At 69.6% G+C, this 12,748-nt stretch carries 16 protein-coding genes; 5 read left to right on the forward strand and 11 right to left on the reverse strand.

Annotated features, from left to right (window positions below; all coding sequences use genetic code 11):
* Positions 1 to 29: 29 nt before the first annotated feature.
* Together ALI144C_RS23940 and ALI144C_RS23945 are read left to right on the forward strand one after the other, a co-directional pair.
* Positions 30 to 683, forward strand: a complete 654-nt coding sequence (locus ALI144C_RS23940) for a GNAT family N-acetyltransferase (protein WP_076989370.1) — start codon at positions 30 to 32, stop codon at positions 681 to 683.
* A 30-nt stretch (positions 684 to 713) separates the two neighbouring features.
* Positions 714 to 1,100, forward strand: coding sequence for a VOC family protein (locus ALI144C_RS23945; protein ID WP_076989371.1), 387 nt, complete (start codon positions 714 to 716; stop codon positions 1,098 to 1,100).
* Here ALI144C_RS23945 and ALI144C_RS23950 read toward each other — a convergent pair.
* Entirely contained in the window at positions 1,084 to 1,929 is an 846-nt protein-coding gene (locus ALI144C_RS23950) for an alpha/beta fold hydrolase (RefSeq protein WP_076989372.1), read from the reverse strand. The genes ALI144C_RS23945 and ALI144C_RS23950 overlap by 17 nt on opposite strands.
* Positions 1,930 to 2,207: 278 nt before the next feature.
* On the opposite strand from ALI144C_RS23950, the gene ALI144C_RS23955 reads away from it, so the two are divergent.
* Entirely contained in the window at positions 2,208 to 2,966 is a 759-nt protein-coding gene (locus ALI144C_RS23955; RefSeq protein ID WP_076989373.1) for a DUF899 family protein, read from the forward strand.
* A 4-nt stretch (positions 2,967 to 2,970) separates the two neighbouring features.
* On the opposite strand, the gene ALI144C_RS23960 is transcribed toward ALI144C_RS23955, so the two are convergent.
* From ALI144C_RS23960 to ALI144C_RS23980, 5 genes are all read right to left on the reverse strand, one after another.
* The gene (locus tag ALI144C_RS23960) at positions 2,971 to 3,819 is read right to left on the reverse strand and encodes an oxidoreductase (RefSeq protein WP_076989374.1); all 849 of its coding nucleotides are present in this window, start codon (positions 3,817 to 3,819) and stop codon (positions 2,971 to 2,973) included.
* 2 nt (positions 3,820 to 3,821) lie between these two features.
* The gene (locus ALI144C_RS23965) at positions 3,822 to 4,415 is read right to left on the reverse strand and encodes a TetR/AcrR family transcriptional regulator (protein ID WP_076989375.1); all 594 of its coding nucleotides are present in this window, start codon (positions 4,413 to 4,415) and stop codon (positions 3,822 to 3,824) included.
* Between the two features lie 69 nt (positions 4,416 to 4,484).
* Entirely contained in the window at positions 4,485 to 5,327 is an 843-nt protein-coding gene (locus tag ALI144C_RS23970; RefSeq protein ID WP_168211331.1) for a DMT family transporter, read from the reverse strand.
* Positions 5,328 to 5,532: 205 nt separating this feature from the next.
* Positions 5,533 to 5,958, reverse strand: a complete 426-nt coding sequence (locus tag ALI144C_RS23975) for a nitroreductase family deazaflavin-dependent oxidoreductase (RefSeq protein WP_076989376.1) — start codon at positions 5,956 to 5,958, stop codon at positions 5,533 to 5,535.
* Positions 5,959 to 5,977: 19 nt separating this feature from the next.
* On the reverse strand, positions 5,978 to 6,865 hold the full coding sequence (locus ALI144C_RS23980) for an MBL fold metallo-hydrolase (RefSeq protein WP_076989377.1): 888 nt from the start codon (positions 6,863 to 6,865) through the stop codon (positions 5,978 to 5,980).
* A 200-nt stretch (positions 6,866 to 7,065) separates the two neighbouring features.
* Between ALI144C_RS23980 and ALI144C_RS23985 the strand changes: the two genes are divergently transcribed.
* Positions 7,066 to 7,599: a TetR/AcrR family transcriptional regulator gene (locus ALI144C_RS23985; RefSeq protein WP_076989378.1), complete on the forward strand. Its 534-nt coding sequence runs from the start codon at positions 7,066 to 7,068 to the stop codon at positions 7,597 to 7,599.
* A gap of 37 nt (positions 7,600 to 7,636) precedes the next feature.
* Here ALI144C_RS23985 and ALI144C_RS23990 read toward each other — a convergent pair whose 3' ends face one another.
* Both ALI144C_RS23990 and ALI144C_RS56820 read right to left on the reverse strand, forming a co-directional pair.
* On the reverse strand, positions 7,637 to 8,206 hold the full coding sequence (locus ALI144C_RS23990; protein ID WP_076989379.1) for a YbhB/YbcL family Raf kinase inhibitor-like protein: 570 nt from the start codon (positions 8,204 to 8,206) through the stop codon (positions 7,637 to 7,639).
* A 175-nt stretch (positions 8,207 to 8,381) separates the two neighbouring features.
* Entirely contained in the window at positions 8,382 to 8,615 is a 234-nt protein-coding gene (locus tag ALI144C_RS56820; RefSeq protein WP_202819046.1) for a TetR/AcrR family transcriptional regulator C-terminal domain-containing protein, read from the reverse strand.
* Positions 8,616 to 8,809: 194 nt separating this feature from the next.
* On the opposite strand from ALI144C_RS56820, the gene rox reads away from it, so the two are divergent.
* Entirely contained in the window at positions 8,810 to 10,252 is a 1,443-nt protein-coding gene (gene rox / locus ALI144C_RS24000; RefSeq protein WP_076989380.1) for a rifampin monooxygenase, read from the forward strand.
* Between the two features lie 33 nt (positions 10,253 to 10,285).
* Here the strand turns inward: rox and ALI144C_RS24005 are convergent, their stop codons facing one another.
* From ALI144C_RS24005 to ALI144C_RS24015, 3 genes are all read right to left on the reverse strand, one after another.
* Complete coding sequence (locus ALI144C_RS24005; RefSeq protein ID WP_076989608.1) at positions 10,286 to 11,512, reverse strand: RNA polymerase sigma factor; 1,227 nt, start codon at positions 11,510 to 11,512, stop codon at positions 10,286 to 10,288.
* A 2-nt stretch (positions 11,513 to 11,514) separates the two neighbouring features.
* Positions 11,515 to 11,844, reverse strand: coding sequence for a YciI family protein (locus tag ALI144C_RS24010; RefSeq protein ID WP_076989381.1), 330 nt, complete (start codon positions 11,842 to 11,844; stop codon positions 11,515 to 11,517).
* Positions 11,845 to 11,947: 103 nt separating this feature from the next.
* The gene (locus tag ALI144C_RS24015) at positions 11,948 to 12,730 is read right to left on the reverse strand and encodes an MBL fold metallo-hydrolase (RefSeq protein WP_076989382.1); all 783 of its coding nucleotides are present in this window, start codon (positions 12,728 to 12,730) and stop codon (positions 11,948 to 11,950) included.
* Positions 12,731 to 12,748 lie beyond the last annotated feature (18 nt).

The raw sequence follows: 12,748 nt of genomic DNA on the forward strand, positions 1-12,748 counted from the left end.
GCCGATCACACCCGGTATGGTCACGCTTGATGATCACGCGCGCGCGTCCCGCCCCGCTGTTCACCGGCCTGACCGGCCGGAAAGTCCGCCTGCGGGAGGTCGGCGCGGGCGACCGGCGCACCCTGATCGGCTTCGACCGTGACATCACCGGCACAGCCGACCGGGCAGGGCACCCGCGCGACGCGCACTACCGGCACTGGGCCGCCCACCGCACCGCGGACTCCCGCGACGACCTCCAGTTCGCGATCGAGACCCTGCGCGGCGGGGTGCTGGTCGGCTCCATGACCGTCCAGGCCGATCCGGCGGGCGCCCGCTTCGGCTACGGCATCGGGATCGGGCCGCGGCACCGGCGATGCGGGTACGCCGCCGACGCCATCGCCGTCCTGCTGGCGTTCATGTTCGGCCAGCGCGCGTACCTGGCCTGCGACGTCGGCATCCACGGCAGCAACTTCGCCTCGCTGACCCTGCACGCGGGCCTCGGATTCCGCGAGCGCGGCCGGGTGCTCGACCCCGACCTGACCCCCGGCACGTTCACGTTCATGGTCGAGATGAGCGTCACCGCCGACACCTTCACCGCACCCCCGCTCACCGGCCGTCCCGGCCGCGGCCGCCACTGGCGCAACCCGCGCGGGCGTCACTGGGTCGACACATCCGGGGCCGATTCACCCACCCCAGTACTTTAGGTTCAGCTTATATAAGTGCATACTGGCGCCATGAAAATTGTAGTCACCAGTGTGTTCGTCGAAGACCAGTACAAAGCCCTGGCCTTCTACACCGACGTGCTCGGCTTCGAGAAGAAGACCGACGAGCCCGCGGGCGCGGCCCGCTGGCTGACCGTGACCTCGCCCGGCGACTCCAACGGTGTCGAACTGCTCCTGGAACCCAACGGCACGGACATCGCCAAGGACTACCAGACCCGCCTGCGCGAGGCCGGGATCCCGGCGACCATGTTCGGCACCGACGACATCCAGGCCGAGCACGACCGGCTGACGGGGCTGGGCGTGACTTTCACCCAGGCCCCGACCAGCACGGGACCGGTCACCTCCGCCGTGTTCGACGACACCTGCGGCAACCTGATCATGATCAGCCAGATGAACTGACCAGCCACGGCCGCAGGATGGGCAGCACGGCCGACGGCTGCATCGCCGTGGTGTGGTCCAGTCCGTCCAGCAGGTGCACGTCCCATCCGGCGGCCGTCAGTTCGGCACGGTTGACGGCGAGCGGCCCGGCGATGTCCACAGTCACCCCGCCCCACCGCTCGTCGTAGACGATGGTGTCCTTCGTCCCGGCGAAACACAGTCGCGGACAGCTCAGCCGCGCCTGCGCGGCGCGGTCGTCGAAGTCCCGCAGCGCCTGGTACAGGGTCATGAACTGCCGGGTCTGCGGTTCGCTCATGGTCATCTCCGCGCTCGACCAGTCGAACTCGCCCTCCGGTGCGCCCTGGGACGGCGGTGTGCTCGGGGCGCCGGTCGCCATCGCGTGCGTGGCCGTGGTGACCGCGAGCATCTGCTCGTACGGGCCGTCCACCGGCGGGTACCCGCCCATGGCCAGCCCGGTCAGCCGGTCGGTGCGGATCGCCAGTTGCAGGCCCGTCAGCGCCAGCCACGAATAGCCGTAGTAGGCGAACCGGTCGGCGCCGACCGCGTCCGCCACCGCCAGGACATCCGCCGCGATGGTGTCCGGCGTCAACGTGTCCGGTTTCGGATGCGCCAGCACGTCACCCTCGTAGTCGAAGGCGACCACCCGGAACCGGTCGTTCAATCCCTCGATGAGCGACCGGCCCAGCGCCGGATCCATGCCCCAGTCGCGCAGCTCCCGCGCGCGCTCACCGCTCGCGGGCACCGGGTTGACCGCCAGCAGCACCGTCGGTCCGTCCCCGCGGACCTCCACGTCGATGCGCCGACCGTCGTGCAGCGTCGCCTGAACCACAGCTGACCTCCCATGACTCTTTACCGTGTAAAGCGATACTGACACTTTACACGGTAAAGAGTTACTCGGTTGAGAACAGGTTGACGGCTACCACCTGGCATGACCCAGCGGTGCCAAAGTCGTGGTCGGGGTCACCGGCCTCGTGCGCCAGGCCCACGACCGGCTCGGCACCCGCCCCTGACTCCCCGGTGTCCGGCGATGAGTTTCGACCGGTCCAGCCGTCTGTTCTGTGTCGACCCGGGGACGTCCCGGACGACCGCGCCCTTGACGGAGGACACATGACGACCACCTCATCCGCCCACCCGCCCGTCGTCGACCTGGCCACCTGGCAGGCCGCCCGCGACGACCTGCTGGTCCGCGAGAAAGCCCACACCCGCGAGGGCGACGCGATCGCCGCCGCCCGCCGACGACTGCCGATGGTGGAGTTCGACGGGAAAGCGGAGGTGGTCGGTCCCGACGGCCCGGTCGCGTTCCTGGACCTGTTCCAAGGCCGCGACGAACTCGTGGTCTACAAGCACATGTGGCACGACGGCGCCCCGCACCAAGGACAGTGCGAGGGGTGCACCACCGTCGCCTGGCACCTCCAGGACGCCGCCTACCTCAACGCCCGCGGCGTGTCGCTGGCCATCCTGACCACGGGCCGGTGGGACGAAGTGGCCGCGTACGTCGAGTTCATGGGCTACACCCAGCCCTGGTACTCGGTACGCGACGTGGACGGCCCCGCGGGCGGGGACATGGGGTACGTCACCTGCTACCTGCGCGAAGGTGACCGCGTGTTCCTCACGTACTCCACCACGGGCCGCGGCAACGAAGCGGTCGCCGGATCCTTCGCCCTGCTCGACATGACCCTGTACGGCCGCGGCGAGGCATGGGAGGACAAGCCCGACGGCTGGCCCGCGGGCAACCACGCCTGCTGGTACTGGCGCACCGACGCGGACGGCAACTCCCACTGGGGACCCACCAGCCGTCCCGTCCCGCAGTGGACCCGCCCCGGCGTGACCGCCGAGCTGACCCTGGGCCGGCACGGCGGCCACTGAGCGGTCAGTTCGACGCGATCTGGTGACCGTCGGGGTGGTCGGTGGAGCGCGACAGCTCCGCCCAGTCGCGCAGATCCTGCTCGACCGCCGAGCGGCCCGCCGCGACCAGCCGGAGCGCGTCCGAACCCAGCACCAGATGCACCGGCGGCTTGTCCGCCCCGACGACCTTCAGCACGGCCTCGGCTGCTTTGGCCGGGTCGCCCAACTGGTTGCCGCTGGCCGCTTGCCTGGCCGCACGGATCGGCTCGAACAAGGCGTCGTAATCCTGGATCGAGCGGTCCGTGCGGACCATCGACCGGCCCGCCCAGTCCGTGCGGAACGAGCCGGGCTCGATGATCGTGACGTGCACGCCGAAGGAGGCGACCTCCTTCGCGACGGTCTCGAGGATGCCCTCCACGGCGTATTTGCTGCCGCAGTAATAGGCCAACCCGGGCACTGTCATCAGCCCACCCATGGAACTGACCGCGAACACGTGTCCCGCGCGGCGCTCACGCATGTACGGCAGAACCGCCTGCACGGTCGCGGCCACCGCGAACACGTTGACGGCGAACTGCGCGCGCAACTCCGACAGCGGTGACTCCTCGAACACGCCCTCGTGGCCGTAACCGGCGTTGGCGATGAGCACGTCGATCGGCCCGACGTTCGCCTCGATGTCGGCCACGACGGAGAACACCGCGTTGTCGTCGGTGACATCCAACTGCCGCGCGTGCGCACGTCCCGGCGCGAGCGCTTCGAACGCGGCGAGGTCGTCGGTCCGGCGGACCGTGCCGACCACGGTGTGCCCGGCGTCGAGCGCGCCGCGGGCGAACGCCCGGCCAAGACCGCTGCTGACACCGGTGATCAGAAAAAGCATGGCTACTCTCCAGACAGGACGCGGCACCAGATCTCGACCAGGGTCTCGGTCGTCTGCTCCAGGCCGCCGGGTCGGGTCGACGCGCGGTAGAAGGCGCGTTCGGTCATCCAGCACAGGGCCTCGGCGAGCGCGGCCGCGCCGGTGGGACCGTCCACATCGGGCAGTCCGGCCGCGGCAAGGACGCGAGCCATGACCGTGGTGTTGTTGGCGATCGTGGCGTGCCACAAGGCGGCGATCTCGGGCACCTCGGGACCGAACTCGACAGCCGCCCGCATCACGGTCCCGTGTTCGCGCCACGCGCGGGCCGTGTTCAGCACGGCCCGGCGGACGATGTCGCGCCCCGGCGAGTCGAGCCCGGTGGCCTGTTCGTCCATGTGCAACTGGGCGACGGTGCGCGCCACCAGTGCCGCGAGCACTTCCTGCTTGGACCCGAAGTAGAAGTACAGCGAGCCACGCGAGATACCCGCGCCCTTGGCGATCGACTCGACGGTCATCGGCTCGGCGCGTTCCCGTTCCAGCAACGCCTCCGCGGCGTCCAGGATCGCCTGTTCCCGCTGGTCGCCCTTGCTCGGTGCCGCACGACGCTTCGCTGCCACCCCACCACCCTGACACACCGCAGAGAAAAATCTGCACGGTGTCGAAAAATTTCTGCGTGACGTAGACCATCATCGACGAGACCGCCCGCCGCGACGGCTCAGCGCCACGCCACCGAGCGCGATCAGGCCGCCGGCCAGCGCCACCAGGTGGATGCTCTCGTCGAGCACGACCCAGCCGATGCCGATCGACAGGAACGGCACCAGGAACAGCGTGTTGGTCACGGTGGCGACCGGCAGCCTGGCCTGCGCGTACGCCCATGTGGCGTAGCCGACCGCGCTCGGCCCGATCCCCAGGAAGACCACGGCCGCGATGGAACCGCCGGACGCGGCAGGCAGATCGGCGAGCAGGCCGGGCAGGGTCGGCGCCATCACCAGCGCGCCCACCCAGGTCGCGTAACACGTCACCTCGAACCCGCTGTAGTGGGCCAGTAGCGGTTTCTGCACCACGAAGTACGTCGACTGCGCCAACGCCGCCGCCAGTACCAGCAACGCGTCCGCGCTCGGCCGCAGGCTCGCGCCCTGCGCGAACGTGATCGTGACCGCGCCGACGAACCCGAGCGCGATGCCGATCCACCCGCGGCGGCCGATCCGCTCCGACAACAGCACGAAAGCCAGCACCGCGGCGAAAATCGGGCCCGTGTTGACGAGCATGCTCGCCGTCCCGGCGGGCACCGTGCGTTCTCCCGCGTTCAACAGCACCTGGTATCCGGCCATCCCCGCCAGGCCACACCCCACGATCCGCACGAGGTGCGCCCGTGACGGTATCCGCACGCCCAGGAACGGCGCGGCGATCGCCATCAGCGTGGACGCCACCATCAACCGTCCCAGCGACAAGCCGCTGACGCTGAACCCCGGCAACGCGACCCGGATCGCGACAAACGCACACGCGAACATCACCAACGCGATAGTCACGGCGACGGCGGCACGCGGCCCGAACCGGGTGTTCGGAAGCAGTTCTACCGGGGAAACGATAGCGCTATCTTTGACTCTCACGTTCCAGAGTAGCACTACGATCGCCGGTCGGGATCCGCTGGCGCGACAGCGACACCGAGAACCGACAACCCCGCGCCCGGAACGTCGATAGCCTGCGCGCCCGGATTGCGGGAGTGTCGAAATGTCAGGCGGGGGTGAGCACGACGATGGGGATGGGCCGGGTCGTGCGCTGCTGGTAGGTCGAGTAGCGGCCCCGGTTGTTGCTGTCGCAGCGGGCGAACAGTGCCGCATAGCGGGAATCGCCCGGGCCGACCACCTCCGCGTGGACCGCTCGCCGGTCACGCCCCACCTGGATCTCACAGTCGGCGTTGGCGCGGATGTTGTGCAGCCACGCCGGAGCCTTGGGTCCGCCGCCGTTGGACGCCACCACGAGATACGCCTCGCCGTCGCGGGCGTAGACGAGCGCGCTGGTGCGCTGCTGACCGGTGCGGCGACCGACCGTGCGCAGCAGCAGGGTCGGTGTGCCCAGGAGCTTGTGCCCCAGCCGCCCGTCGGTGCGCTCGTAGATCCGGTGGTGGGCGCGGATCACCGCCTGCTGGATGTCGACCATGCGCCGAATGTAGTCACCTTCACCATCGAACAGCGGTGAAGTCGATCGGCCGGGGCCGCAGGGTGGCGACACGGGCGGCCAGGCGCCGCCACCGCTGGTCCATGTCCGCGGCGTCGAGCCGCATCCGGTCGCCGTGACCGGGCAACAGCCATTCGAACCGCAACCGGCCCACCGAGGCGGCCAGTGACTCGGCGAGGACCTCCACGGAGTACCAGGTGACCGTCTCGGCGACCTCCAGATCGCCGAGCTCCCGCGACCAGTACACGCTGTCGCCTGTGAAGCAGTACCGCTCGTCCACGAGGAACAGCACGCTGCCCTGGGTGTGCCCGGGCAACGGGTAGGCGATCACGCCGTCGGCGACGGTGACCGGTTCGACGCCGCGGATCACCTGGTCGGCGTCGGGTGACGCGTCGAGGTCGCCTTCGTGGATCCACAACCGGGCGCCGAACCGATCGGCGTAACGCCTGCCGTGCGCGGCGTGGTCCCGGTGTGTCAGCAGGACGTCGGTCACCGCGCCGAGCCGCTCGTACCGGGCCGCGAGCGGCTCACTCCAGCGCGGCGTGTCGATCATCATGTTCCCGCCCGGACGGACCAGCAGGTACGAGTTGGCGCCCGCGGTCTGCGACGAGTTGTGTCCACACAGGAACACCGGGCCCTCGATGCGCATCGGGTACGGGTCGAGCGCCGGTTCCAACGGCGCGTCGGCGCGTCGGATCGACCGGGTGTGGCAGGCGTACGCGGCGGCGTGCAGCAACAGGTCCTCGGCCGCGTTGCGAGGCTGGTGCAGGATCACTGACTTGCCGTCGGCCTCGCCGATCAGGCCGGGCGCGAGCTGTCGTGCGACGTCGCAGTTCGTGCACCGGTCATCGACCGACCATTCGGTGTCAGCGGACGTGTTCGGGCGCATGGGTGTGCACTCCTTTCGGGACCATCTCCAGGAGTACACGACCGGTGCGCTGATGTTCAGTCTTGTGCGTGTCCGGCAGATCTGTTCTCACACCACGGGATTCGGTTGTCCAAAATGGACTACGGCCCGACTGGGGTCGTGACCCCCAAAGCAGACTCGATGCAAAGGTGCAATGAGTTCACTGTGGGTACGGTGTGCGGATGGACAAGGCACCGCAGGTCGGCCGTCGCGAACGCAAGAAGGCGGCCACCCGGCAGGCGATCGCCGACGCGGCCGACGTGGCCACCACGACCCTGTTCAAGCACTTCCCCGGCAAGGAAGCGCTGGTCTTCGACCAGGAGGACGGCCGCGAAGCGCGGCTGCTCGCCGCCGTACGCGAACGCCCCGCCGGTCAGAGCATCGTCGACGCGCTGCGCGAGCACGTCCTCGCGGGCTGGATCCAGGACGCGGCCGACCCCCGCATGCCGGAGTTCAACGAGCTCATCGAATCCACCCGGGCGCTCCTCGAGTACTCCGAACGCCTGTGGACACGGCACACCACGGCCCTCAGCGCGGCCATCGCCGACGACGTCGGAGTGGCCCACGACAACCCCACGTGCCGCGCCCTCGCCCGTTTCGTCCTGGAAATACCGGCGCTCACCCGCGGCCAGCACGACCCCCGGCAGGCCACCGAGGAGATGTTCGACATCCTCACCCGCGGCTGGCGCCCGCCAGCAGGCCCGGGTCCGCTGTAGCCCCCGACGACGGCAGCCACAGCGGACCGGATGCGGTCTACGACTCGCCGCTGATCCTGGCCGAGCCGATCGACGCCGCGGCGATCGCCCGCGCGGCCGTCTGGGTCGACGAACTGGAGCTCAGACTGGTCAGCGACGCCTGGTTGAGCGCGTGCACCACGAACTCGTAGGTGTTCACCGTCGACGGCGAGCACGGACCCTGGTAGCCGTAGAGGCTGGCGCTGCCCCGGTAGTAGACCTGCCTGGCCCCGGCGGGAACCGCGGGCTTGTAGACGTGCTGGACGTTCTGGGGCAACGAGGTCGCGCTCACCGGGATGTCGTAGATGACCCAGTGGATGAGGTTGGCGTTGTCGAGATCGCGCATGACGATCGCGTAGCTCTTGGCCGCGGCCGGAGCGCCCGACCAGGCCAGAGGCGGTGACTCGTTCTTCTTGGCGGGATCACCGCCGCCCCCGCTGGTGCACTCGTGCACCTTGGGGATGACACCGCCGTTGGCGAACGCGGTACTGGACAACGAGAACGCGTTCCGGCTGGTCGACGCGGCGACGGGTGAGACGCTGACGAGCAGGGCGACGAGGGCGTACAGCACAATCTTCGTGCTTCTCACTTCAGACACTCCCGAGGATGCGTTGGCCCGTCCGTGGGGTGCAGGTGTGCCATCCCAGCGTATGCGTCCAGGAAGCCTCGGGCTCACAACACTGTTCGATCCAAACGACGTATGCCCCGTGCCTCACGGGGCTGGGACGCGTTTAGTGAGCGGTTCACCGAGTCGGACCACGGCGTCATCCGGCCCGGTAGGCCCGCAGAAACGCCCGCACGCCCGCGACGATGAGCGGCCGGACACGACTGTCCTCGGCGGCGTTCGCGGATCCGAGCCTGCTGATGGTGACCCCGAAGGTCGGCGCGAGGAAGTGGTCGGCGGCGAGACGCGCGTCGGCGACGTCGAGCAGCCCAGCACCGGCGAGGGCGGCGAAACGTTGCCCCAATGCCTCCTGAGGCGCCCACTCGGCGCTCACGCTGCCGGGCTGAGCCGGAAAACCGGTGGGCGGGGCCGCATCGGGCTGGTAGCCTGCAGCCGACCGTGACACCGCCCGAGGAGGTGAGACCCATGAACGCAGTATCGACGTGGGTGCTCCCCTGCCGGTCACGGTCGGGCGATTGACGTAGGTGTCGCCGGGAGCCACCCAGGCACTCCCGAAAGGCACCACCTATGCACTCTTCACACACGCCCGCCACGGTTGACGTGATCATCGCCGGATGCGGGCCGACCGGCGCGGTGCTGGCCGCCGAACTGCGGCTGCACGGCGTTCGGGTACTGGTTCTGGAGCAGGACACCGAGCCCGTGTCGTATGTCCGCATCGTCGGTCTGCACATTCGCAGCATCGAACTGCTTGCGATGCGCGGTCTGCTGGATCGCGTTCTCGCACAAGGAAGGCAGCGTCCGGCAGGCGGGTTCTTCGCCGCCATCCCCAAACCCGCGCCCGAGGGCTTGGACTCCGCGCACGCCTACCTGCTGGGCATCCCGCAGCCGGTCGTCGTCGACCTGCTCGAGAACCACGCGATCGACCTGGGCGCCCAGGTCCGACGGGGGTGCGCGGTGGCCGGTTTCGAGCAGGACGACGAGGGCGTGACCGTCGGACTGGCCGACGGCCGACAACTGCGTTCGCGTTACCTCGTCGGCTGCGACGGCGCACGCAGTACCGTCCGCAAACTGCTCGGCGTCGGCTTCCCCGGCGTACCGTCGCGGACCGCGACCCTGATGGGCGAGCTGGAAATGAGCGCGCCGCAGGAGGAGATCGCCGCCGCGGTGGCCGAGATCCAGAAGACCCACAGGACTTTCAGCCTCGGGCCCTTCGGCAACGGCGTGTACCGCGTCGTCGTCCCCGCCGCCGGAGTCAGCGAGGCCCCGCCCACCCTGGACGACTTCAAACAGCAGTTGCGCGCCATCGCCGGAACCGACTTCGGCGTGCACTCCCCGCGCTGGTTGTCCCGCTTCGGCGACGCCACCCGGCTGGCCGAACGCTACCGGGTGGGGCGGGTGCTGCTGGCGGGCGATGCGGCGCACATCCATCCACCCGCCGGCGGACAGGGCCTCAACCTGGGCGTTCAGGACGCGTTCAACCTCGGCTGGAAACTGGCCGCACAGGTCCGCGGCTGGGCACCGGACACACTGCTGGACACCTACCAGGCCGAACGTCACCCGGTCGCCGAGGAGGTGCTGGACAACACCCGCGCCCAGATGGAGCTGTCGTCGACCGGACCGGGCCCGCAGGCCGTGCGCCGGCTGCTCACCGACCTGATGGACTTCGACGAGGTGAACCGCTACCTCATCGAGAAGATCACGGCGATCGGCATCCGCTACGACTTCGGCGCGGGCCCCGACCTGCTCGGCCGCCGCCTGCGTGACATCGACGTGAAACAGGGCCGCCTCTACGACCTGCTGCACCGCGGCCGCGGCCTGCTGCTGGACCGCACCGAACGCCTGACCACCGGCGGCTGGTCGGACCGGGTCGACTACCTCGCGGATCCCACTGCGGCACTGGATGTTCCGTGCGTCCTGCTACGTCCCGACGGCCACGTCGCCTGGATCGGCGACGATCAGCACGACCTGGACGCCCACCTGACTCGCTGGTTCGGCCGACCCGGCGGCTGATCCGAGTCGTGAGATGGTGCTCTGTTGGATCACCTATCCGAGTTGGTTGCGGCGGCGTGTCAGGGAGGCGGTCTCGGCTGTGTTGCCCGCCAGTTCGATGGCTTTGTCGTAGGCCGCGCGTGAGTCCTGGCTTCGGCGCAACCGGCGCAACAGGTCGGCGCGGGTGGCGTGGTAGGCGTGATACCCGGCCAACGCCCCCTCAAGACGGTCGACGGCCGCCAGCGCCACCTCCGGGCCGTCGAGTTCGGCGACGGCGACGGCGCGGTTGAGGGCGACGACGGGTGAGGGGTCGATGCGAACGAGTTGGTTGTAGAGGGCGAGAATCTGGGACCAGTCGGTGTCGCGGATGTCGCGGGCGGAGGTGTGCACGGCGTTGATCGCGGCGAGGATCTGGTAGCGGCCCGGGGCGACCCCGGCGGCGAGGCGTTCGCGGACGAGCCGGTGTCCTTCGGCGATCAGTTCGGTGTTCCAGACGCCTCGGTCTTGTTCGTCGAGGGCGACGAGTTCGCCGCCGGCTGACACCCGGGCGGGGCGGCGGGCGTCGATGAGGAGCATCAGCGCCAGCAGGCCGGTCACCTCGCCGTCGTCGGGCAGCAGGGCGCGGATCAGGCGCGTGAGCCGGATCGCCTCGGCGGTCAGGTCGTGGCGAACGGGATCGGTGTCGGGGCCGGTGGCCAGGTAGCCCTCGTTGAACACGAGGAACAGGACGGCGAGCACGCCGGTGACCCGGACCGGGAGGTCCTCTGTGGACGGCATCCGGTAGGGGATGCGAGTGGCTTTGATCTTGGCCTTCGCGCGGGTGATCCGCTGCCCGATGGCGCTTTCGGTCGCCAGGAAGGCACGGGCGATCTCGGGCACGGTCAGGCCGCCGACCATGCGCAGCGTCAACGCCACGCGGGCTTCCATCGCCAGCGCCGGGTGACAGCACGTGAAGAGCAGCCGGAGCCGGTCGTCGTCGATGGCGCCGAGAGGCTCCGGCGGGTCGTCGTCGTACACCATCTGAGCCTCCTTGTGCTTGTCGTCGCGTTTGTTCTCGCGGCGGATCCGGTCGATGGCCTTGTGGTTGGCGGTGGTGGTCAGCCACGCGCCCGGGTTGGGCGGTACGCCGTCGGTCGGCCACCGTTCGACGGCGGTCGCGAACGCCTCGGCTGCCGCGTCCTCGGCGATGTCGAGGTCACCGAACCGCCGGGCCAGGGCGGCCACCACCCGGGCCCACTCCTCGCGGTGGGCCCGGGTGACCGCCTCACGAACGTCGATCACGCTCATCCGGCCAGGAACGGCCGCACCTCGATCTTGCGGTCGCAGACCTTCGACGCCTCGGTGGCGAGCCTGAGCGCCACGTCCAGGTCGGGGGCCTCCCACACCCAGACGCCCGCGAGGTACTCCTTCGACTCCACGAAAGGCCCGTCGCTGACGATCACCTGCTCGCCCCGGTTGTCGATGACCGTGGCCGCGTCGGTGTCGGCGAGTCCGCCCGCGAAAACCCAGTAGCCCTCGGCGATCAGCCGTTCGTTGAACGCGCTGATGGCGGGCTGCCTGTCCGTGCTGCCGGGATTGCTCTTGTCGTCGATCACGGAAACCAGATACTGCATCTGGAGATCATCTCCTGTGGTGTCAACCGGTGGGGTTCTCACCCTTGCTACGAACACCACCGACCCGATCCGACACGTCTGTGCAGATTTTCTCGCCGGCCGGTCACGCGGCCAGGTCCAGCCATTCCCCCACCGTCAGCACGCGTGCGCGCTTTCCGGCGTGCGTGCGGAATTCGGTCTCCGGGTCGGTGATCTCGACGTAGCCCGCGATCTTGTCCGGTTGCTCCGGCTCGTAGTGCATCGGCACGGCGTAGCGGGCGTCGAGGATCGCCGCGGCCGCGGCGGACTGCACCGGGTCCATCGCGGCGGGCAGCGGGCTCGGCGGCTGCAGGTGCGGCGCGTCGACCACCGCGCCGTTGGCGGGCAGGAACACCGCGTCGAACGGGCTGAACCGGCGCGCGATGAGCCACCAGTAACCGTGGAACATCGTGTCGCCGCCGTGGAAGACCCGCTGCCCGTCGGCCTGTACCACCCAGTTGAGCTGCGGATCGCCCAGCCCGTCGACGGCGGGGACCGCGGTGACCTGGAACGGCCCGATCTCACGGGTGGACCAGGCAGCCACGACCTCGGCGGCCAGCCGGTGCTGAACCAGTTCACGCTCGGACAGCAGTGTCGTCACGTTGTCCACGTCGTCGCCGTGGCCGGGCGCCGGGCGGAGCACCGGCGCTCCCGGCGCCAGCACGTCCGCGATCGCGGACGCGTCGGTGTGGTCCCGGTGCAGGTGGGTGACCAGCGCGGCGGTGACGTCGCCACTCGGCGCCGCCAGTCCCTTGCCGTCCTGCCACCCCGTGAACAGCGGTGAAATGTCTCGCACGTAGTCGATCACCAGTCGCCTGCCGCCCGCCTCGACCTCCAGTCCGGCCCAGCCCAGTCGTCGCACACGCATCTCGCACCCCTTCGTCCC

It is taken from the genome of Actinosynnema sp. ALI-1.44 (assembly GCF_001984155.1).
Taxonomy (GTDB): domain Bacteria; phylum Actinomycetota; class Actinomycetes; order Mycobacteriales; family Pseudonocardiaceae; genus Kibdelosporangium.